We start from the raw sequence: 20,306 nt of genomic DNA, 5'->3' as shown, positions 1-20,306 counted from the left end.
CACCAGCTTGGCGACCCCCGGAAGATCGTTTCCGAAAGCGGCACAAGCATGGCGGCGGCAAGGTGGTTCGCGGGCCGCGGCCTCAGACGATGCGGCCGTGGCAGTGCTTGAACTTTTCGCCCGATCCGCAGGGGCAGGGGTCGTTGCGGCCCGGGTTGCCCCAGGTATCGGGGTTGTCCGCGTCGAAACCCGCAAGCGGTTGCGGAGGCGGTTCGTCCTCTGCCCCCGCGGGCACCAGCGCAGGCGCGGCCGCGGTCTGTTGCTGCGCCAGGAACTGACGCATCATCGTTTCGCGTTCTTCCTCGGTCAGGGGACGGATCTGGCCGAGTTTCTGCGTCACGTCCACCCGCAGCGCGTTCAGCATCGATTCGAACAGCTGGAACGCCTCGGTCTTGTATTCGTTCAGCGGGTCGCGCTGCGCATAGCCGCGGAAGCCGACGACGGACCGCAGATGTTCCAGCGTCACCAGATGTTCGCGCCATTTCGCGTCGATGGTCTGGAGCAGCAATTGTTTCTCGATGTCGCGCATCACGGCATGCCCGAAGGCCTCGGCCTTTTCGGCCATGTAGGTATCGGACTGTTCGATGATGCGTTCGCGGATCGTGTCCTGGTCCACGCCTTCCTCTGCGGCCCAGTCGGCCACCGGCAGGTCGAGGTTGAGGCCGGTGCGCAGCGCCTCTGCCAGACCGGCCATATCCCACTGGTCGGGGTAGGATTTCGGCGGCATGTACTGGTCCACCGTATCCTCGACCACCTGGTGGCGCATGTCGCGCACGATGTCTTCCAGATCCTCGGCGCGCATGATGTCCAGCCGCTGGCCGAAGATGGCCTTGCGCTGGTCGTTCATCACGTCGTCGAATTTCAGCAATTGCTTGCGGATGTCGAAGTTGCGCGCCTCGACCTTGGCCTGCGCCTTTTCGAGGCTCTTGTTCACCCAGGGGTGGACGATCGCCTCGCCTTCTTTCATCCCGAGCGAGGACAGCACCTTGTCGAGCCGTTCGGACCCGAAGATGCGCATCAGGTCGTCTTCCAGCGACAGGAAGAAGGCCGACCGGCCCGGGTCGCCCTGACGGCCGGACCGGCCGCGCAGCTGGTTGTCGATGCGGCGGCTTTCGTGGCGTTCGGTGGCCAGCACGAACAGCCCGCCCGCGGCCTTGACCGCCTCTTCGTCGGCGGCATGTTCGGCCTCGATCCGGGCGCGCACGGCGTCGGGATGTTCGTCGGGGGTGGCGGCGATGGCCTCCATCACCTTGAAGTCGACGTTGCCGCCCAGCTTGATGTCGGTCCCGCGGCCGGCCATGTTGGTGGCGATGGTCACGGCGCCCAGCTTGCCGGCATCGGCGACGATCTGGGCCTCGGCCTCGTGCTGGCGCGCGTTCAGCACGTTGTGGGGGATGCCCGCCGCCTTGAGCAGTTCGGACAGCATTTCCGATTTCTCGATCGAGGTCGTGCCGACGAGGATCGGCTGGCCCTTTTCATGCGCCGCCTCGATTTCCTTGACGATGGCCTCGTATTTCTCGCGCGCGGTGCGGTAGACGGCGTCGTGTTCATCCTTGCGGGCGACGGGGCGGTTCGTCGGCACCTCGACCACGCCGAGCTTGTAGATTTCCGCGAATTCCTCTGCCTCGGTCGCGGCGGTGCCGGTCATGCCCGAGAGCTTTTCGTAAAGGCGGAAGTAGTTCTGGAAGGTGACAGAGGCCAGCGTCACGTTTTCCGGCTGGATCGCCACGCGTTCCTTCGCCTCGATCGCCTGGTGCAGGCCCTCGGACAGGCGGCGGCCCTTCATCATCCGGCCGGTGAATTCGTCGATCAGCATCACCTCGCCGTCGCGCACGATATATTGCTGGTCCCGGTGGAACAGCTTGTGCGCGCGCAGCGCCTGGGTGACATGGTGCACCAGCGTGGTGCTTTCGGGATCGTAGAGCGACTGGCCCTGCGGCAGCAGGCCCGCATCGTGCAGCGCCTGTTCGATGGCCTCGTTGCCTTCCTCGGTGAAGGTCACTTGCCGGGTCTTTTCATCCAGCTTGTAATGGTCTTCGGCCAGCGGGGGGATCAGCCCGTCCACGGCCATGTAGAGGTCGGACCGGTCCTGCGACGGGCCGGAAATGATCAGCGGCGTGCGCGCCTCGTCGATGAGGATGCTGTCCACCTCGTCCACGATGGCGAAATAATGCCCGCGCTGCGCCATTTCCTCCATCCGCGACTTCATGTTGTCGCGCAGGTAGTCGAAGCCCAGTTCGTTGTTGGTGGCATAGGTGATGTCGGCCGCATAGGCCGCGCGCTTTTCGTCCTCGGGCTGCCAGGGGTAGACGACGCCGCAGGTCAGGCCGAGCGCGGCATAGACCTTGCCCATCCATTCCGCGTCGCGTTTCGCCAGATAGTCGTTGACGGTGACGACATGCACGCCCTTGCCGGTCAGCGCGTTCAGATAGGCCGGGAAGGTGGCGACCAGCGTCTTGCCCTCGCCCGTCTTCATTTCCGCGATATTGCCCTGATGCAGGAAGATCCCGCCCATCAGCTGCACGTCGAAGGCGCGCAGGCCCAGGGCGCGGCGTGCGCCCTCGCGGCAGTTGGCGAAGGCTTCGGGCAAGAGGTCGTCGAGGCTTTCGCCCTTTTCCAGCCGCGCCCTGAATTCCGCCGTCTTGGCCTTGAGTCCGGCATCGTCGAGTTGCTGGAATTCGGGTTCCAGCGCGTTGATCTTTGCCACCAGGGGGCGCGCCGATTTCACCTTGCGGTCGTTCGGCGTGCCGAACACCTTCCGCGCGAGCGTTCCCATACCCAGCATGTTTTCTCCGCCTAGGTCGTTCCTGACAAGATCGTGCGAGCCTCTGGCCTTGCCCGGCGGTCCCGCCTTGCCTAGAAGGACGGCGAGGCCCGGACACCCCGTTCTTGCGCGACCACAGCGATGTAAGGGGCGGCCGGTTGGGAGTCAACGCCGCGCGGGGTCGCGGAACTGGGCAAGGACGGATCGGATGGCAAGACAGGCAGGAATTGGCGCCACGCTCGCGGTTGCGCTGGCAATCACGGCCGGGACCGCCCGGGCAGAGGGCGCGGACCGCGTTCTGGCCAGCGTCAACGGCACCGACATCACCCTGGGCCATGTGGCGGTGATGCTCGACCAGCTGCCGGCGGAATACAAGGCGCTGCCCGACGAGGTGCTGTTCAAGGGCATCCTCGACCAGCTGATCCAGCAGACCGCGCTGGCGCAATCGGCCGAGGGCAAGACCAATGCCCGCGACGACGTGGCGCTGGAAAACGAACGCCGCGCCTATCTGTCCACCGTCGCGCTGCGCGCCGCCATCGACGGCGCCGTGACCGAGGATGCGATCGCCGCCGCCTACAAGGAACGCTACGCCGAGGCCGCGCCGCAGACCGAATACAGCGCCGCCCACATCCTGGTGGAAACCGAGGACGAGGCGAAGAAGCTCAAGGCCGATCTCGACGGCGGCGCCGATTTCGCCGAACTCGCCAAGGTGCATTCCAAGGATCCGGGCTCGGGCGCGGGTGGCGGCGATCTGGGCTGGTTCGGGCTCGGCATGATGATCAAGCCGTTCGAGGATGCGGTGGTCGCGATGGAGCCCGGGCAGGTGTCGGATCCTCTCCAGACGCAGTTCGGCTGGCATATCATCAAGCTGAACGAAACCCGCCTCGCCGCCGTCCCCCCGCTGGAGGATGTGCGCGAGGAACTGGCCGAGGGGATCGAGGGCGCCGCGGTCGAGGCGCTGGTCGCCGACCTGACCGGCGCGGCGAATATCGAACGCAAGGACGAGGGTATTGACCCCGCGCTGATGCGCGATCAGACACTGTTCGCGAACTGATCCGCGCTTTGGGGGCGACATGGGCAAGACCGACTGGAAGGAAGAGGCGAAAGAGCTGAAAGGCAAGGTCGCCAAGCTGAAAAAGCGCCTGCGGCGCATCGCCCGCGAGGTCGCCGAAGAGGTCGCCGACAAGGCCGGGGCGGTGGAAACCGCCATCGGTCAGGCCATCGCCCCCGCCAAGGGCAAGGCCGCGCTGAAAACCTCGCCCCTCGCCCCCAAGGCGGGCTTCCCCGCCCTGCCGGTGATCGACGGCGTGGAATTCGCCGCCGTGCAGGCCGGTGTGCGCTATCAGGGCCGCACCGACGTGACGCTGATCCGCCTCGCCCCCGGCACGGCGGTGGCCGGCGCCTTCACCCGCTCGGCCACGCGCGCGGCCTGCATCCTCGACTGTCAGGCGAAGCTTGCCCAGGCCCCGGAAACGGATGCGGGGGCGGCGATCCTCGTGAACTCGGGCAACGCGAACGCCTTCACGGGTCTGGTGGGGGAAAACTCCGTCGCCGCGATCTGCGCCGCGGTGGCGCAGGTCGCCAGCGTGCCGGCGGGGCGGGTCTTCACCTCGTCCACCGGGGTGATCGGCGAACCGCTGCCCCATGACCGCATCATCGCCAAGCTGCCCGATCTGGTCGGCGCGCTGGCGGCGGACGCGATGGAACCCGCCGCCCGCGCGATCATGACCACCGACACCTTCCCCAAGGGCGCGATGGCGGAAATCGAGGGCGAGGGCGGCACCATCCGCATCGCCGGGATCGCCAAGGGCTCTGGCATGATCGCGCCCGACATGGCGACGATGCTGGTCTATATCTTCACCGACGCGAAGATCCCCCCGGCGCTGTTGCAGCGGATGGTCAGCCGTCAGGTGGACGACACCTTCAACTGCATCACCGTGGACAGCGACACCTCCACCTCGGACGCGCTGATCGTCGCCGCCACGGGCCGGTCCGCCGCCGCCGAAATCCGCGACCTGCGCAGCAAGACCGCGCGGGAATTCGAATCCGCCCTGCGCGGGGTGATGCTCGACCTCGCCCAACAGGTGGTGCGCGATGGCGAGGGTGCCACGAAATTCGTGGAAATCCAGGTGACGGGCGCCGCCGACGTAGCCGACGCCCACCGCGTGGCGATGGCCATCGCCAACTCGCCGCTGGTGAAAACCGCGATCGCCGGGCAGGACGCCAACTGGGGCCGCATCGTCGCCGCGGTCGGCAAATCCGGCGCGCGGGCCGACCGCGACCGGCTGGCGATCCGCTTCGGCGAATTCGTGGTGGCCGAAAAGGGCCAGCGCGCCGCCGGCTATGACGAGGCCGCGGCCTCGGCCTATATGAAGCGGGACGAACTGGTGATCGGCGTCGACCTCGGCCTCGGTACGGCTGCGCGCACGGTCTGGACCTGCGACCTGACGCACCAGTACATCGACATCAACGCCGATTACCGGTCCTGACCCCGCGGCTTCATCTTTTCCCAAATACTCCGGGGCGCCGGCCGGGGCGCCACCGGTTCGAGAACCGGCAGGCGCGGGGCAGCGCCCCGGCCCCCACCCCGCCACCAGGGCCAACCGCATGAAACTCACCCTCGTCGCCGCCGTCGCCCTGATCGACCCCGACGGCCGCGTCCTGCTGGCCCAACGCCCGCCCGGCAAATCGCTGGCGGGCCTGTGGGAATTTCCGGGCGGCAAGGTCGAACCCGGCGAATCCCCCGAAGCCGCGCTGATCCGCGAACTGCACGAGGAACTGGGGATCGACACCTGGGCCTCGTGCCTCGCGCCGCTGACCTTCGCCAGCCACGCCTATGACAGCTTCCACCTGCTGATGCCGCTCTACGCCTGCCGCCGCTGGCAGGGCACGCCGATCCCGCGCGAAGGCCAGGTGCTGAAATGGGTCCGCCCGGCCGACATGCGCGACTATCCGATGCCGCCCGCCGACCTGCCGCTGATCCCGATCCTGCGCGACTGGCTATAGCCCTCAGACGAACTGTTCGTTGAGCAGCCGTTCCTCCAGCCCATGGCCGGGGTCGAACAGGATCCGGTGGCGCACCGCCGGGTCGGACCGGATTTCCACCGACAGCACGCTGTCCACCTGCCGGCTGTCGGCATCGGCCATCACCGGGCGCTTTTCGGCCTCCAGCACGTCGAACCGCACCACCGCCGATTTCGGCAGCAGCGCCCCGCGCCAGCGCCGCGGCCGGAACGCCGCCATCGGCGTCAGCGCCAGCACGTCCGACCCGATGGGCAGGATCGGCCCGTGCGCCGAGTAATTGTAGGCGGTGGATCCGGCGGGCGTGCTGACCAGCGCGCCATCGCAGACCAGTTCCTCCATCCGCACCTTGCCGTCGATGGTGATGCGCAGCTTGGCCGCCTGCGGCCCCGCGCGCAGCAGCGACACCTCGTTGATCGCCAGCGCCGTTTCCACCTGCCCGTCCACCGTCACCGCGCGCATCGCCAGCGGGTTGATGACCTCTTCCACCGCCACCGCCAGCCGTTCGGGCAGGGCATCCAGCGAAAAGGCGTTCATCAGGAACCCGATGGTGCCGCAATTCATGCCATAGACCGGCACGTCGAGCGCCTGCGTGTCATGCAGCGTCTGCAACATGAACCCGTCGCCGCCAAGCGCCACGATCGCCCGCGCGCGCCCCTCGGGCGCCTGCCCGTAGCGCGTCACCAGTTCGGCCAGCGCCTCCTGCGCCTGTTCGGTGGCCGAGGCGCGAAAGGCGATCCCCAAATCCGCGGTCATTGCCGGCAAACCCCTCTGGCCGCACCCGCGGCACGCCCATGATGCGGTGCGGCATCGGGGAACTCAACCCCGCCGCCCGCCAAATCCGCCTTTCCCATGGCGCGCGCTTGGGCTAGACAGCCGCTGACCGCGCATCCGCAGGAGGATCCCATGAACGCCCCGCACCGCGACACCGGCTTCTTCACCGAACCGCTCGCCAGCCGCGACCCGGAAATCTTCGGCACGATCACCGACGAACTCGGCCGCCAGCGCGACGAGATCGAACTGATCGCCTCGGAAAACATCGTCTCGCTGGCGGTGCTGCAGGCGCAGGGTTCGGTGATGACGAACAAATATGCCGAAGGCTATCCGGGCAAGCGGTATTACGGCGGCTGCCAGTTCGTGGACGTGGCGGAAACCCTGGCGATCGAGCGGGCGAAACAGCTGTTCGGCTGCGGCTTCGCCAACGTGCAGCCCAATTCGGGCAGCCAGATGAACCAGGCGGTGTTCCTGGCGCTGCTGCAACCCGGCGACACGTTCATGGGGCTCGACCTCAACTCGGGCGGGCACCTGACGCATGGCTCGCCGGTGAACATGTCGGGCAAATGGTTCAACGTGGTCAGCTATGGCGTGCGCAAGCAGGACCAGCTGCTGGACATGGACGACATCCGCGCCAAGGCCCGCGAACACAAGCCCAAGCTGATCGTCGCCGGCGGCACCGCCTACAGCCGCGTCTGGGACTGGGCCGAATTCCGCGCCATCGCGGATGAGGTGGGGGCGTACCTGATGGTCGACATGGCCCATATCGCGGGCCTCGTGGCGGGCGGCCAGCATCCCTCGCCGCTGCCGCATGCGCATGTGGTCACGACCACCACGCACAAATCGCTGCGCGGCCCGCGCGGCGGCATGGTGCTGACCAATGACGCCGAGATCGCGAAAAAGATCAACTCCGCCGTCTTCCCGGGCCTGCAGGGCGGGCCCCTGATGCATGTCATCGCCGCCAAGGCCGTGGCCTTCGGCGAGGCACTGCGCCCCGAATTCAAGGACTATGCCGCGCAGGTCGTGGCCAATGCGCGCGCGATGGCGGACGAGCTGATGAAGGGCGGGATCGACATCGTGTCGGGCGGTACCGACAACCACCTGATGCTGGCCGACCTGCGCCCGAAGAAAGTCACCGGCAAGGCGACCGAGGCCGCCCTGGGCCGCGCCCATATCACCTGCAACAAGAACGGCGTGCCGTTCGATCCCGAAAAACCCTTCGTCACCAGCGGCATCCGCCTCGGCACCCCTGCGGGCACCACCCGCGGCTTTGGCGAGGATGAATTCCGCCAGATCGCCCGCTGGATCGTCGAGGTCGTCGACGGCCTCGCCGCCAACGGCGAGGAAGGCAATGCCGAGGTCGAGGCGAAAGTGAAGGCCGAGGTCGCCACCCTCTGCGCCCGCTTCCCGCTCTACCCGACGCTCTGATCCCTGGGGCGGCGCCGGGGGCTTCGCGCCCCCGGACCCCCGCGGGATATTTTCAGACAGAAAATGAACAGGGGGATACACCCTCTTTTCGGCGGTTGGCCGCGTGGAAAGTGCGGGAGCCTCCGGCGGGGATATTCAGGCCCAGCCTGAAGAATGAGGGGTGCGCTTACCCTCTTGCAAGAGCGCCCTGATCTTCAGGCTGGCACAAATATCCCGCGGGGGTCCGGGGGCGCGAAGCCCCCGGCGCTGTGCTTTCCGCCCCGCAAGGCCGGTGAAGGTCAGCCCTTCATCCCGTCCCAGAAGCTTCTGACCTTGGAAAAGAAAGAACTGCTTTCTGGGTTGTTGTCCTCGGACAGTTTCTCGAACTCGCGCAGCAGTTCCTTTTGCCGCGCGGTCAGGTTCACCGGGGTTTCCACGGCCAGTTCGATCAGCATGTCGCCCTGCCCGCCGCCGCGCAGGGCGGGCATGCCCTTGCTGCGCAGGCGCATCTGCTTGCCGGTCTGGCTGCCCGCGGGCACCTTCACGCGGCTGCGGCCGCCGTCGATCGTGGGCACCTCCACCTCGCCGCCGAGCGCGGCGGTGGCGATGGAAACCGGCACGCGGCAGTAGAGGTGCACGCCGTCGCGCTGGAAGATCGGGTGGTCCTTCACCTCGATGAAGATGTAAAGATCCCCGGTCGGCCCGCCGCGCAGGCCCGCCTCGCCTTCGCCGGCCAGCCGGATGCGGGTGCCGGTTTCCACGCCCTGCGGGATGTTGACCGACAGGGCGCGTTCGCGTTCCACCCGGCCCGCGCCGCCGCAGACGCGGCAGGGGTTCTTGACGATCTGGCCCGCGCCGCCGCAGGTGGGGCAGGTGCGTTCGACGGTGAAGAAGCCCTGTTGCGCGCGCACCTTGCCCATGCCCGAACAGGTCGGGCAGACGACGGGTTCGGCGCCACCCTCGGCGCCTGTGCCGTGGCAGGCGTCGCAGGCGGCCGAAGCGGGGATGGTGATCGTCTTCTGGACGCCGCGATAGGCCTCTTCCAGCGTCACGCGCAGGTTGTAGCGCAGGTCCGACCCGCGTTGCGCCCGCGCCCGGGCCCCGCCCGCACCGCCGCGCCCGCCCATGAAGTCGCCGAACAGGTCCTCGAACACGTCCGAGAACGCAGAGGCGAAATCGCCCTGCTGGAAGCCGCCGCGCGGCCCGCCGCCGCCCCCGCCCATGCCGCCCTCGAACGCCGCATGGCCGTAGCGGTCGTAGGCGGCCTTGCGCGTGTCGTCCTTCAGCACGTCATAGGCTTCGTTCACTTCCTTGAACTGGGCCTCTGCCTGCGGATTGTCGGCGTTGCGGTCGGGGTGGAGTTCCTTGGCCTTGGCGCGGTAGGCCTTCTTGATCTCTTCGGCGGAGGCGCCCTTGGTGACGCCCAGAACCTCGTAGAAATCGCGTTTTGCCATGTCAGACCCCTCGGGGGAACGCGAGCGGGAGGCCCCTTCAGGGGGCCTCCCGCCGCGGGTTCAAGCCGGATTACTTGCGCTTGGAATTGCCGAGGTCTTCGAAGTCGGCATCGACGATGTCGTCCTCGTCGGTCGCGCGCGGGCCGCCGTCCTCGTCGCCCTCGGCCGCGGCCTGCTGCGCCTTGTAGATGGCTTCGCCCAGCTTCATCGCCGCCTCGGTCAGGTTCTGGATGCCGCCGCGGATCTTGCCCGCGTCATCGGACTTGAGCGTTTCTTCCAGCGCCCCCATGGCCAGTTCGATCGCCTCGACGGTCGAGGGATCCACCTTGTCGCCGTGTTCGTCCAGCGACTTGCGGGTCGAATGCAGCAGGCTTTCGGCCTGGTTGCGGGTTTCGACGGTTTCGCGGCGGGTCTTGTCGGCCTCGGCATTCGCCTCGGCGTCCTTGACCATCTTCTCGATGTCCTCGTCGCTGAGGCCGCCCGAGGCCTGGATGGTGATCGCCTGTTCCTTGTTGGTGCCCTTGTCCTTGGCCTTGACGCTGACGATGCCGTTCGCGTCGATGTCGAAAGTCACCTCGATCTGCGGCATGCCGCGCGGTGCGGGCGGGATGTTTTCGAGGTTGAACTGGCCAAGCATCTTGTTGTCGGCGGCCATTTCGCGTTCGCCCTGGAACACCCGGATCGTCACCGCGTTCTGGTTGTCTTCGGCGGTCGAGAAGACCTGGCTTTTCTTGGTCGGGATCGTGGTGTTGCGGTCGATCAGCCGGGTGAACACGCCACCCAGGGTTTCGATGCCGAGCGACAGCGGCGTCACGTCGAGCAGCACCACATCCTTCACGTCGCCCTGCAGCACACCCGCCTGGATCGCCGCGCCTGCGGCCACCACCTCGTCGGGGTTCACGCCCTTGTGGGGTTCCTTGCCGAAGAACTTCGTCACTTCCTCGACCACGCGGGGCATGCGGGTCATGCCGCCGACCAGCACCACCTCGTCGATGTCGTCCTTGCTGAGGCCCGCGTCCTTGAGCGCGGCCTGACAGGGTTTCATCGACCGCTTGATCAGGTCGTCGACCAGGCTTTCCAGCTTGGCGCGGGTCAGCTTCATCACCAGATGGAGCGGCTGGCCGCTGTTCTTGTCCATGCTGATGAAGGGCTGGTTGATTTCGGTCTGCTGGCTGGACGACAGTTCGATCTTGGCCTTTTCCGCCGCCTCTTTCAGGCGCTGGAGGGCCATCTTGTCCAGCGTCAGGTCGACGCCGTGTTCCTTCTTGAACTCGTCGGCCAGGTACTGGACGATCCGCATGTCGAAGTCCTCGCCGCCGAGGAACGTGTCCCCGTTGGTCGATTTCACCTCGAACAGGCCATCGTCGATTTCCAGGATGGTGATGTCGAAGGTGCCGCCGCCGAGGTCATAGACCGCGATCGTCTTGGTGTCCTTCTTGTCGAGCCCGTAGGCCAGTGCGGCCGCGGTGGGTTCGTTGATGATGCGCAGGACCTCGAGCCCGGCGATCTTGCCCGCGTCCTTGGTGGCCTGGCGCTGCGCGTCGTTGAAATAGGCCGGGACGGTGATCACCGCCTGGGTGACGGTTTCGCCCAGATAGTTCTCGGCGGTTTCCTTCATCTTTTGCAGGATGAAGGCGGAGATCTGCGAGGGGCTGTATTTCTCGCCGCGCACCTCGACCCAGGCGTCGCCGTTGCCGCCATCCACGATGGCATAGGGCACCAGCTTCTTGTCCTTTTCCACGGCGTCGTCGCCGATGCGGCGGCCGATCAGGCGCTTGACGGCAAAGACGGTGTTGGCGGCGTTGGTGACGGCCTGCCGCTTGGCGGGCTGGCCGACGAGCCGTTCGCCTTCGGTGAAGGCGACGATGGAGGGCGTCGTGCGCGCGCCTTCCGCGTTTTCGATGATGCGGGGTTGCGACCCGTCCATGATGGCGACGCAGGAGTTGGTCGTCCCGAGGTCGATCCCGATGACTTTGGCCATGTGCTTACCTCTTCTTCCGGCGATATGTTGGGGCAGAGACCCGATTTCGGCATCCTGCCCCGATCCCTGGGTTTTGGCCCCGGGGCGCGCGGTCAAGACGCCCCGGTTCCGGCTTCTGGGCGTATATAAGGAGGGGTATCGGGGGCTGCAAGCGTCACGGAACCGTGATTTTCCGGGAGGATGGAATGGCGCAGGACAAGGACCCGCCGCTGATGGTGCGCGGTTTCGCCATATGGCGCGGGTGGCTGGACGCGCCGGCGCAGGCGGCGATGGTCGCGGATATCAGCGCCGTGGCGCGCGCGGCGCCCTTCGTCGCGCCGGTCACGCCCGGCGGGCGGCCCATGTCGGTGCGCATGACGGTGGCGGGGCGCGTGGGCTGGGTGACGGACCGGCAGGGCTATCGCTATGCCGCGCGCCACCCTTCGGGCGTGCCCTGGCCGCCGATCCCGGCGCGGGTTCTGGCGCTGTGGCGCGGGGTTACGGGGCTGGACCGCGATCCCGACTGCTGTCTGGTGAACTTCTATGGCGAGGGCGCGCGGATGGGTCTGCATCAGGACCGCGACGAGGGCGATTTCACCTGGCCCGTGGTGTCGGTCAGCCTGGGCGACGACGCGCTGTTCCGCATGGGCGGGGCGGATCGCGGTGCGGGGACGGAGAGCCTGTGGCTCCGCTCCGGCGATGTGGTGGTGATGGGCGGCGCCGCGCGGCTCGCCTGGCACGGGGTGGACAGGCTGCGCTTCGGCTCCTCGCGCCTTTTGCCGCAGGGCGGGCGGATCAACCTGACCCTGCGGGTCGTCACCTCTGCCTGAGGGGTTGGTTGCCGCTCCGCCTACCGCCGCGCGCCCCAGCTGATCGAGGCATGGCGGCGGGTGTAGAATTCGCCCATCAGCCCGACCATCAGGCAGACCAGCGTCACATAGATCGGATAGCTGATCGAGGTGTAATGCGGGTTGTAGTTGATGAAGATGAAGCCCCGGGCCTGGTCGATCGCGTGGAACAGCGGGTTCCAGTCGAAGAAGACCAGCAGATAGCCGGGCATCGTGTTGGCCACGAACATCTTGCCCGAGGCGATCATGTTCGCCCGCTGGTAGACCTGCACCAGGATGCGCACCAGATCCGGCGACCAGGGCTTGATCGCGAGGAACACCATCCCCACCCCGATCCCCGACACCCAGGACAGCATCAACATGCCGAGCGCGCCGACGGGATCCTCGATCGTGATCGGGGTCACGGCGGCGTGGTAGAAGAACAGCACCATCCCCCCCGCCAGAAGTTGCAGATAAAGCGCCCCGAGCGCCGCCGAGGTGATCGAGATGATCGTGTTCATCGGCGCGTGCTTCATCATCGGCGAGGTCGGCCCGTCCGCCCCCGCGACCGCGCCCACCGTCTTGGTATGGGTGAAGAACAGGAAGATCCCCGACATCAGGTACAGCAGGAAATCGCCCCGGATCGCGTTGCGCCGCATTCCCAGCAACTCGAACATCACCCAGAACACCGCCACCATCAGCACCGTCTGCACCAGGTTCAGCAGCAGGCCGATCACCGCGTTGCCGTGGTTCTTGCGCACGTTGCGCACCGATGCGTGATAGATGAGTTCGAGGATGTCGAACGCACCCTGCGTCGTGGTTTTCCGCCGACGTTGCTGAAACATCTCTGCCGCCCCCGGCATGGACCCCGCCGGCTTCTTGTACAACCCGACTTCTTGCCGATACCTTGACGCGGCAGGATAAAGCGCGCAGGCCGGTCTGGCAACAAAGGCCGGCGGCATATTGGAAGAAGGGTTCACGCGATGGATTTCGAACGGCTCGTGCGCGAGATGCGGGCGCTGGCGCTGGATGGCGGTGCGGCGATCATGAAGATCTACGACTCCGCCGACATGGATGTGCGCACCAAGGACGACGCCAGCCCCGTGACCGCCGCCGACGAGGCCGCCGATGCGGTGATTTCCGCCGGGCTGCGCGCGGCCTTCCCCGATGTGGCGCTGATCACCGAGGAACAGGCTGCGAGCCACGACCTGCGCGCCGCCACCTTCCTGATCGTCGATCCGCTGGACGGCACCAAGGAATTCGTCCAGCGCCGCGGCGATTTCACCGTCAACATCGCCTATGTGGAAAACGGCGTGCCTCTGCGCGGCGTGGTCTATGCGCCGGCCAAGGGGCGGCTGTTCTACACCGACGCAGAGGGGCATTCGGTCGAGGAACAGGGCCCGTTCGACCGCGACCGGCCCGGCCCTGTGAAACGGCTGCGGGTGGCCGTGCCCGACAACAGCGCCCTGATGGTCGTCGCCTCGAAATCCCACCGCGACCAGGCGACCGACGAATATATCGCGCGCTACATGGTCAAGGACATGACCTCGGCGGGATCCTCGCTCAAGTTCTGTCTGGTGGCGACGGGCGAGGCGGATCTCTATCCCCGGCTCGGGCGGACGATGGAATGGGATACCGCGGCGGGCGATGCGGTGCTGCGCGGGGCGGGCGGGCATGTCATCCGCTTTGACGATTTCGCGCCGCTGGCCTATGGCAAGCCGGGCTGGGACAACCCCTTCTTCATCGCCCATGCGCCGGGCGTGGATCTGAAACGCTAAGGCGGGCATGACGCCGCCACGGCTCAGCGTGATCGTCGTCAGCCGGCACCGGCCGGCGGCGCTGCTGCTGTGCCTGACGGGGCTGGCGCAATCCGACCATCCGGCGATGGAGGTGATCGTGGTCGCCGACCCGGCCGCCTGCGCGGCGGTGGCGGCGGCGGGATGGGCGGACCGCCTGCGCATCCTGCCCTTCGACGAGGCGAACATCGCCGCCGCCCGCAACCACGGTCTGGCGCAGGCGGCGGGCACGGTGGTGGCCTTCATCGACGACGACGCCGTGCCCGAACCCACCTGGGCCAGCCGCCTTGCCGCGCCCTTTGCGCATCCCCGTGTGGGCGCGGCCGGGGGGTTCGTGCGCGGGCGCAACGGGATTTCCTTCCAGTGGCGCGCGCTGGCGGTGGACCATCTGGGCCAGGACCACCCGCTGGAGGTGGACCCCGAAGGCGTCAGCCTGCACGAGGGCACGTCCACCCGCGCGGTCAAGACGCAGGGCACCAACTGCGCCTTCCGCCGCGCGGCGCTGCTGGCGGCGGGGGGTTTCGACCCGGCCTTCCGGTTCTATCTGGACGAGGCGGATGTGAACCTGCGCCTTGCCGGTGCCGGGCATCTGACGGCGGTGGTGCCGCGGGCCGAGGTGATCCACGGCTTTGCCGCCAGTGCCCGCCGCCGCGCCGACCGCGTGCCGACGGACCTGACCGACATCGGCGCCAGCACCGCCGTGTTCCTGCGCCGCCACGCGCCCGGGGCCGACCACGGCCCCGCGCTGGCCCGGCTGCGCGCCGAACAGCGGCGGCGGCTGATCGCGCATATGCTGGCGGGGCGGCTGGACCCCGGCGCGGTCGCCCCCCTGCTGCGGGGGCTGGAATCCGGTATCGCACAGGGGTTCGACCGCACCCTTGCGCCCCTGCGCCCGCTGGCGGGGGCGGGTGCGGCCTTCCTGCCCTTGCCCGGCACCGGGCCGCGGCCGGGGTGGCTGGTGCTGTCCGCCGGCCTGCGCCCCGACCCGCGGGCAGAGGCAGAGGCCGCCGCCGCCCGCGCCGGGGGCGCCGTCGTCACCCTGCTGCGCCTGCTGCCCGGGCCGCGGCGGCACCGGCTGTGGCTGCGCCCGGACGGCATCTGGGAACAGCGCGGCGGGCTGTGGGGGGCAAGCCTGCGCAGCGATCCGGCCCTGCGGTTCTGGCGCCCCGCCGACCGCGCCCTGCGCGAGGCCGCGCGGCTGGAGGCCACCCGCCCCGTCGCCTGAGCCGGCGGGAAATGGCGCAAGATTGTGGCGGATTCGGCGACAAACCCATTTCTTGCATCGCCTTTTTTCCGCCTATACCATAAAAACGCCGTGAAGCTGGGCTTCTATGCGCCGCGCCCCCGGGTATTAAGGGGGGAATCGTGCCGTGGGGGTGCGGTGGCGGCGATGGATGGTGGTTCGATGAAGAAACAAAAGATTACGAAGGCCGTGTTTCCGGTCGCAGGGCTCGGCACGCGGTTTCTGCCCGCAACCAAGTCGATCCCGAAGGAAATCATGACGCTGGTGGACCGGCCGTTGATCCAGTACGCGATCGACGAGGCGCGCGCGGCGGGGATCAAGGAATTCATCTTCGTGACCTCGCGCGGCAAGAGCGCGCTGGAGGATTATTTCGACACCGCGCCGGAACTCGAATCCGCCCTGCGCCGGTCCGGCAAGGACCAGTTGCTCGAGGTGCTGCGGCACACCAACATGGAATCGGGCGCGATCGCCTATATCCGCCAGAACCGCCCCCTGGGCCTGGGTCACGCCGTCTGGTGCGCCCGCCGCCTGATCGGGGACGAGCCCTTCGCGGTCATCCTGCCCGACGACGTGATCGCGGCGGAAAAGCCCTGCCTGCAACAGATGGTCGAGGCGCATGCCGAACTCGGCGGCAACATGGTCGCCGCGATGGAGGTGCCGCCCGAAAAGGCCTCGGCCTATGGCGTGCTGGACGTGGCCGAGGATCTGGGCGCCGCCGTGCGCGCCAGGGGCATGGTGGAAAAGCCCAAGGCCGAGGAGGCGCCCTCGAACCTTGCCGTCATCGGGCGGTATATCCTGACGCCGCAGGTGCTCGACAACCTGCACCGGATGAAACCGGGGTCGGGCGGGGAAATCCAGCTGACCGACGCCATCGCCGAGGAATGCGCCGAGGGGCGCGGCGGGGTCTATGGCTTCCGCTTCCGCGGGCAGCGGTTCGACTGCGGATCGAAGGCCGGGTTCCTGCAGGCGACGGTGGCCTTCGGGCTGGCGCGTGACGATCTGCGCGACGAACTGGCCGAATACCTGCAACAGATGGTCGCCCTGCCCAAGGCGGCGCAGTAGGGGGCGGGATGCCCCCGCCCGCCCGGCTGCTGGATCTCAGCCGGATGGCGGCGCGGCTGGACCATGCCGCGCCGACCGGCATCGACCGGGTGGAACGCGCCTATCTGCGTGCGCTGCTGGCCCGGCCGGAACCCCTGTTCGCCCTGACGCGCAGCGCCTTTGGCGGTGCCTGCCTGCTGGATCGGCAGGGGGCCGCGCGCCTGCTGGATCTGGCAGAGGGGCGCGCGCCCCTGCCGGCGCGGGCGGCGCTGGTGCCGCGGCTTTACCACCGTTCCGCGCCTGCACAGGCGCGCGCCGACAGCGCGGTGCGCGCACTGGCGCTGGCGCGGGCGGGTAGGGCGGGGCTGGCGCGGATGCTGCGCCGGCATCTGCCCGAAGGGGTGGAATACCTGAACACCGGCCACGCCAACCTGCGCCCGCAGGTCTTTGCCGCCCTGCGGCAGGTGCCCGGCGCGCGGATCACCGTGCTGGTGCACGACATGATCCCGCTCGATCATCCGCACCACACCCGCCCCGACACGATCGCCCCCTTTGCCGCGCGGATGCGGCTGGTGGGGGCAGAGGCGGACCGGGTGATCTACAATTCCGCCTGGACCCGCACACGGGCAGAGACGCATTTCGCCGCCTGGGGCCGGGTGCCGCCCGGGCTGGTCGCGCATCTGGGGACGGAACCACAGCACCCCGACCCCGCGCATCTGCCCCCCGGGTTCGACCTGTCGCGCCCCTATTTCGTTACCCTCGGCACCATCGAGCCGCGCAAGAACCACGCGCTGCTGCTGGATGTGTGGGACCTGCTGGCCGAACGCCTGCCGCCCGCGCGGATGCCCCGGCTGGTGGTGGCCGGGCGGCGGGGATGGGCGGATGCGGCGCTGCTGGCGCGGCTCGACCGGGCGGTGGCGGGCGGCGCGGTGGTGGAGCTTGCGGGCCTCGACGATCCGGGCCGCGCCGCGCTGTTGCAGGGCGCCCGCGCGCTGCTGTTCCCCAGCCATGACGAAGGTTTCGGCCTGCCCCTGACCGAGGCGATGGCGCTGCGCCTGCCGGCGGTATGTTCGCCCCTGCCGGTGTTCCGCGAAATCGCCGGCGACTACCCGGTTTACCTTGAAACCTCTGACGTTTATGCTTGGGCCGAAACAATAGAACAACAATCCGAGGGACGCAGGCAGGATATGACCGACGCAGGCCACCCCCCCGCAACCCCCGGTTGGGACGATCATTTCAAGCTTGTGTTAAGCTGCGCCTGATAGCAGGCATCAGATGGTTCACGAGGGCGGCGCAGGTGGGTTTGTTGCGAAGATACGGGTTGCGGCTGGCGCGCAGGCGATGGCTGGTGCGCGCGCTGCGCAAGCGGCGCGAACTGACGCCCGTTGTCAGCCGGACCTCGGCCATCCGTCCCGATGACATCCTGCTGTTTTCCACCCTGCGCAACGAAAAGGTGCGCCTGCCGTTCTTCCTGCGCTATTACCGCGACCTCGGCGTCACCCATTTCCTGATCGTGGACAACGACAGCGACGACGGCTCGCGCGAATACCTGCGCGAACAGCCCGATGTGTCGCTGTGGACGACGAAACACAGCTACAAACGGTCGCGCTTCGGGGTGGACTGGCTCAACTGGTTGCAGATGCGCCATGGCCACAACCACTGGACGCTGGTCGTCGACCCGGACGAATTCTTCGTCTACCCGTTCTGCGACACCCGGCCGCTCAAGGCGCTGACGGACTGGCTGGATGCCTCCTCGATCAAATCCTTCGGGGCGATGCTTCTGGACATGTATCCCCGCGGGCCCATCGACGCGCAGCCCTATCATGAGGGCACCGACCCGTTCGAGATCGCCTGCTGGTTCGATTCCGGCAACTATACGATCCGGCGCAATTCGCGCTTCGGTAATCTGTGGATCCAGGGCGGGCCGCGCGCGCGCAGCTTTTTCACCGACGCGCCCGAACGCGCCCCGGCGCTGAACAAGATCCCGCTGGTGAAATGGCACCGCAGCTATGCCTATGTCAGTTCCACCCACATGCTGCTGCCGCGCGGGCTCAACCTCGTCTATGACGAATGGGGGGGCGAAAAGGCGTCGGGGGTGCTGCTGCACGCCAAGTTCCTCGACACCTTCACCGTCAAGGCGGCGGAGGAAATGGAACGCCGTCAGCACTACGCCGGCAGCCACGAATACCGCGCCTACCACGCCGGGCTTCAGGACAAGACCGACCTGTGGTGCAAATGGTCGGAAAAATACATCAACTGGCGCCAGCTGGAGATTCTGGGCCTGATGTCCAAGGGCAACTGGGCATGAGGGGACAGCGGGGATGAGCCTGGGCTTCATCATGCTGTGCCACACGGCCTTCGACCGCGCGGCGCAGGTGGCGCGCCACTGGGTGGAACGGGGTTTCCCGGTGGTGATCCATGTCGATGCCCGCGTGCGGCCGAAGGTGTTCGACCGGTTCCGGCGCAGCCTTTCCGACCTGTCCGACATCCGCTTTTCCCGCCGCCATGCCTGCGAATGGGGCACCTGGGGGCTGGTCGCGGCGACGCAGGACGCGGCCGAACTGATGCTGGCCGAATTTCCGCAGGTGCGGCATGTCTACCTCGCCTCGGGGTCCTGCATGCCGCTGCGCCCGCCGGAGGAACTGCGCGATTACCTCGACGCCCGCCCGCGCACCGATTTCATCGAATCGGTGACGACCGAGGATGTAGGCTGGGCCATCGGCGGGCTCAGCATCGAACGGTTCACGATGCGCTTTCCCTTCGCCTGGCGCAAACAGCGCAAGGCGTTCGATTTCTATGTCCGCCTGCAACGGCGCGTGGGGTTTCGCCGCCGCATCCCGCCGGGGCTGGTGCCGCATCTGGGCAGCCAGTGGTGGTGCCTGACGCGCCAGACGCTGGAATCGATCCTGAAGGACCCCGACCGCCCGGCCTACGACCGCTACTTCCGCCGGGTCTGGATCCCGGATGAAAGCTATTTCCAGACGCTGGTCCGGCTGCATTCGACCACGGTGGAAAGCCGTTCCCTCACGCTGTCCAAGTTCGATTTCCAGGGCAAGCCGCATATCTTCTACGACGACCACCTGCAGCTTCTGCGCCGGTCGGACTGTTTCGTGGCGCGCAAGATCTGGCCGCATGCGGACCGGCTATATCGTGAATTCCTGTCGCCCGCCCCGGTGTTGCAGCAGCGGGCCGAACCCAACCCGGGCAAGATCGACCGGCTGTTCGCCAAGGCGGTGGAACGGCGGACGCGGGGCCGGGCGGGGCTTTACATGCAAAGCCGCTATCCGAACGAAAACTGGGAAAACGGCCGCACCGCCGCGCCCTATTCGGTGTTCCAGGGCTTTGGCGACATTTTCGAGGATTTCGACACCTGGCTGGGCCGCACCATCGGCGGGCGGGTGCACCGGCATCTTTTCGCCCCCGAACGGGCGGAGTTCGCGGGCGGGGAAACCACCTACAACGGTGCGCTGATCGACAGCGCGGCCCTGCGCGACCACGACCCGCGCGGGTTTCTGACCAGCCTGATCTGGAACACCCGGGGCGAGCGGCAGTGTTTCATGTTCGGCCCGCGCGACAATCAGGGGATCGGCTGGTTCATCGCCGGCGATGTGAACGCGCAGATCGCGGTCATCACCGGGGCCTGGGCGGTGCCGCTGTTCCGTGCCAAGGGCGATTTTTCCGACCTCCGGCGCGAGGCTGCGCGGCTGCAAAAGATCGAAAGCGAACATCTGAACATCCTGCGGTCCCCCTGGACCAAGGCCCGGGTACGGATCTGGACGCTGGCCGAATTCCTCGACAACCCGATGGTGCCGTTGCAGACCGTCATCGACGAAACCAGCCCCAACGCGCTGCGCCGGCTGACCGAGGTGCCGCGGCTGGTCGATCTGACCGGCTTCGGCCGCTTTTTGCAGGAACTGCGCAATCAGGGCATGCAGCCGACGCTGGTCGGCGATATTCCGGTGGGCGAAGATCCCCGCCCGGCGATGAACCGCCGCGGCCGGCCCTATCTGGTGAAATGA

Annotated in this window: 16 protein-coding genes; 11 read left to right on the top strand and 5 right to left on the bottom strand. The window is 67.6% G+C overall.

Going from position 1 to position 20,306, the window contains the following annotated elements:
- Positions 1-82: 82 nt before the first annotated feature.
- A complete protein-coding gene (gene secA / locus RGD00_RS10855; protein ID WP_310457342.1) occupies positions 83-2,785 on the bottom strand; it encodes a preprotein translocase subunit SecA in 2,703 nt (900 codons plus the stop codon).
- Positions 2,786-2,972: 187 nt separating this feature from the next.
- On the opposite strand from secA, the gene RGD00_RS10850 reads away from it, so the two are divergent.
- The 3 genes from RGD00_RS10850 (at position 2,973) to RGD00_RS10840 (ending at position 5,770) form a co-directional block, all read left to right on the top strand.
- Positions 2,973-3,818 carry a peptidylprolyl isomerase gene (locus tag RGD00_RS10850; protein WP_310457341.1) on the top strand — a complete coding sequence of 282 codons (846 nt, stop codon included), beginning with the start codon at positions 2,973-2,975 and terminating at the stop codon, positions 3,816-3,818.
- Between the two features lie 19 nt (positions 3,819-3,837).
- Entirely contained in the window at positions 3,838-5,253 is a 1,416-nt protein-coding gene (argJ, locus tag RGD00_RS10845; protein WP_310457340.1) for a bifunctional glutamate N-acetyltransferase/amino-acid acetyltransferase ArgJ, read from the top strand.
- Positions 5,254-5,371: 118 nt separating this feature from the next.
- Positions 5,372-5,770: a (deoxy)nucleoside triphosphate pyrophosphohydrolase gene (locus tag RGD00_RS10840; protein ID WP_310457339.1), complete on the top strand. Its 399-nt coding sequence runs from the start codon at positions 5,372-5,374 to the stop codon at positions 5,768-5,770.
- A 3-nt stretch (positions 5,771-5,773) separates the two neighbouring features.
- On the opposite strand, the gene RGD00_RS10835 is transcribed toward RGD00_RS10840, so the two are convergent.
- Positions 5,774-6,541 (bottom strand): NAD kinase, encoded by a 768-nt coding sequence (locus RGD00_RS10835; protein WP_310457338.1) that lies wholly within the window; start codon positions 6,539-6,541, stop codon positions 5,774-5,776.
- A gap of 150 nt (positions 6,542-6,691) precedes the next feature.
- Between RGD00_RS10835 and glyA the strand changes: the two genes are divergently transcribed.
- Entirely contained in the window at positions 6,692-7,987 is a 1,296-nt protein-coding gene (gene glyA, locus RGD00_RS10830) for a serine hydroxymethyltransferase (RefSeq protein WP_310457337.1), read from the top strand.
- 278 nt (positions 7,988-8,265) lie between these two features.
- Here glyA and dnaJ read toward each other — a convergent pair whose 3' ends face one another.
- Both dnaJ and dnaK read right to left on the bottom strand, forming a co-directional pair.
- Positions 8,266-9,420, bottom strand: a complete 1,155-nt coding sequence (dnaJ, locus tag RGD00_RS10825; RefSeq protein WP_310457336.1) for a molecular chaperone DnaJ — start codon at positions 9,418-9,420, stop codon at positions 8,266-8,268.
- A 70-nt stretch (positions 9,421-9,490) separates the two neighbouring features.
- Positions 9,491-11,401, bottom strand: coding sequence for a molecular chaperone DnaK (gene dnaK, locus RGD00_RS10820; protein ID WP_310457335.1), 1,911 nt, complete (start codon positions 11,399-11,401; stop codon positions 9,491-9,493).
- Positions 11,402-11,586: 185 nt separating this feature from the next.
- On the opposite strand from dnaK, the gene RGD00_RS10815 reads away from it, so the two are divergent.
- Positions 11,587-12,210, top strand: coding sequence for an alpha-ketoglutarate-dependent dioxygenase AlkB family protein (locus tag RGD00_RS10815; RefSeq protein ID WP_310457334.1), 624 nt, complete (start codon positions 11,587-11,589; stop codon positions 12,208-12,210).
- Positions 12,211-12,230: 20 nt separating this feature from the next.
- On the opposite strand, the gene RGD00_RS10810 is transcribed toward RGD00_RS10815, so the two are convergent.
- The gene (locus RGD00_RS10810; protein ID WP_310457380.1) at positions 12,231-13,052 is read right to left on the bottom strand and encodes an ABC transporter permease; all 822 of its coding nucleotides are present in this window, start codon (positions 13,050-13,052) and stop codon (positions 12,231-12,233) included.
- A 138-nt stretch (positions 13,053-13,190) separates the two neighbouring features.
- On the opposite strand from RGD00_RS10810, the gene cysQ reads away from it, so the two are divergent.
- From cysQ to RGD00_RS10780, 6 genes are all read left to right on the top strand, one after another.
- Entirely contained in the window at positions 13,191-13,985 is a 795-nt protein-coding gene (cysQ, locus tag RGD00_RS10805) for a 3'(2'),5'-bisphosphate nucleotidase CysQ (RefSeq protein ID WP_310457333.1), read from the top strand.
- 7 nt (positions 13,986-13,992) lie between these two features.
- Complete coding sequence (locus RGD00_RS10800) at positions 13,993-15,228, top strand: glycosyltransferase family 2 protein (RefSeq protein WP_310457332.1); 1,236 nt, start codon at positions 13,993-13,995, stop codon at positions 15,226-15,228.
- Positions 15,229-15,408: 180 nt separating this feature from the next.
- Positions 15,409-16,308, top strand: coding sequence for a UTP--glucose-1-phosphate uridylyltransferase GalU (gene galU / locus RGD00_RS10795; RefSeq protein ID WP_310457331.1), 900 nt, complete (start codon positions 15,409-15,411; stop codon positions 16,306-16,308).
- Positions 16,309-16,316: 8 nt separating this feature from the next.
- Entirely contained in the window at positions 16,317-17,549 is a 1,233-nt protein-coding gene (locus RGD00_RS10790; protein WP_310457330.1) for a glycosyltransferase family 4 protein, read from the top strand.
- A gap of 59 nt (positions 17,550-17,608) precedes the next feature.
- The gene (locus tag RGD00_RS10785) at positions 17,609-18,595 is read left to right on the top strand and encodes a glycosyltransferase family 2 protein (protein WP_425603408.1); all 987 of its coding nucleotides are present in this window, start codon (positions 17,609-17,611) and stop codon (positions 18,593-18,595) included.
- Positions 18,596-18,608: 13 nt separating this feature from the next.
- Positions 18,609-20,306, top strand: a complete 1,698-nt coding sequence (locus tag RGD00_RS10780; RefSeq protein ID WP_310457328.1) for a DUF5927 domain-containing protein — start codon at positions 18,609-18,611, stop codon at positions 20,304-20,306.

This window comes from Ruixingdingia sedimenti, assembly GCF_031432425.1.
Classification (GTDB): domain Bacteria; phylum Pseudomonadota; class Alphaproteobacteria; order Rhodobacterales; family Rhodobacteraceae; genus Ruixingdingia; species Ruixingdingia sedimenti.
This window is presented reverse-complemented; position numbering and strand designations above follow the sequence as displayed.

What these genes read in the sequence shown, in the direction of transcription:
- galU (WP_310457331.1), top strand. Translation starts at nt 15,409, where the DNA reads ATGAAGAAACAAAAGATTACGAAGGCCGTGTTTCCGGTCGCAGGGCTC.
- RGD00_RS10810 (WP_310457380.1), bottom strand. Translation starts at nt 13,052, where the DNA reads ATGTTTCAGCAACGTCGGCGGAAAACCACGACGCAGGGTGCGTTCGAC.
- dnaK (WP_310457335.1), bottom strand. Translation starts at nt 11,401, where the DNA reads ATGGCCAAAGTCATCGGGATCGACCTCGGGACGACCAACTCCTGCGTC.
- RGD00_RS10790 (WP_310457330.1), top strand. Translation starts at nt 16,317, where the DNA reads ATGCCCCCGCCCGCCCGGCTGCTGGATCTCAGCCGGATGGCGGCGCGG.
- cysQ (WP_310457333.1), top strand. Translation starts at nt 13,191, where the DNA reads ATGGATTTCGAACGGCTCGTGCGCGAGATGCGGGCGCTGGCGCTGGAT.
- secA (WP_310457342.1), bottom strand. Translation starts at nt 2,785, where the DNA reads ATGCTGGGTATGGGAACGCTCGCGCGGAAGGTGTTCGGCACGCCGAAC.
- dnaJ (WP_310457336.1), bottom strand. Translation starts at nt 9,420, where the DNA reads ATGGCAAAACGCGATTTCTACGAGGTTCTGGGCGTCACCAAGGGCGCC.
- RGD00_RS10780 (WP_310457328.1), top strand. Translation starts at nt 18,609, where the DNA reads ATGAGCCTGGGCTTCATCATGCTGTGCCACACGGCCTTCGACCGCGCG.
- RGD00_RS10850 (WP_310457341.1), top strand. Translation starts at nt 2,973, where the DNA reads ATGGCAAGACAGGCAGGAATTGGCGCCACGCTCGCGGTTGCGCTGGCA.
- RGD00_RS10835 (WP_310457338.1), bottom strand. Translation starts at nt 6,541, where the DNA reads ATGACCGCGGATTTGGGGATCGCCTTTCGCGCCTCGGCCACCGAACAG.
- glyA (WP_310457337.1), top strand. Translation starts at nt 6,692, where the DNA reads ATGAACGCCCCGCACCGCGACACCGGCTTCTTCACCGAACCGCTCGCC.
- RGD00_RS10800 (WP_310457332.1), top strand. Translation starts at nt 13,993, where the DNA reads ATGACGCCGCCACGGCTCAGCGTGATCGTCGTCAGCCGGCACCGGCCG.
- RGD00_RS10815 (WP_310457334.1), top strand. Translation starts at nt 11,587, where the DNA reads ATGGCGCAGGACAAGGACCCGCCGCTGATGGTGCGCGGTTTCGCCATA.
- argJ (WP_310457340.1), top strand. Translation starts at nt 3,838, where the DNA reads ATGGGCAAGACCGACTGGAAGGAAGAGGCGAAAGAGCTGAAAGGCAAG.
- RGD00_RS10840 (WP_310457339.1), top strand. Translation starts at nt 5,372, where the DNA reads ATGAAACTCACCCTCGTCGCCGCCGTCGCCCTGATCGACCCCGACGGC.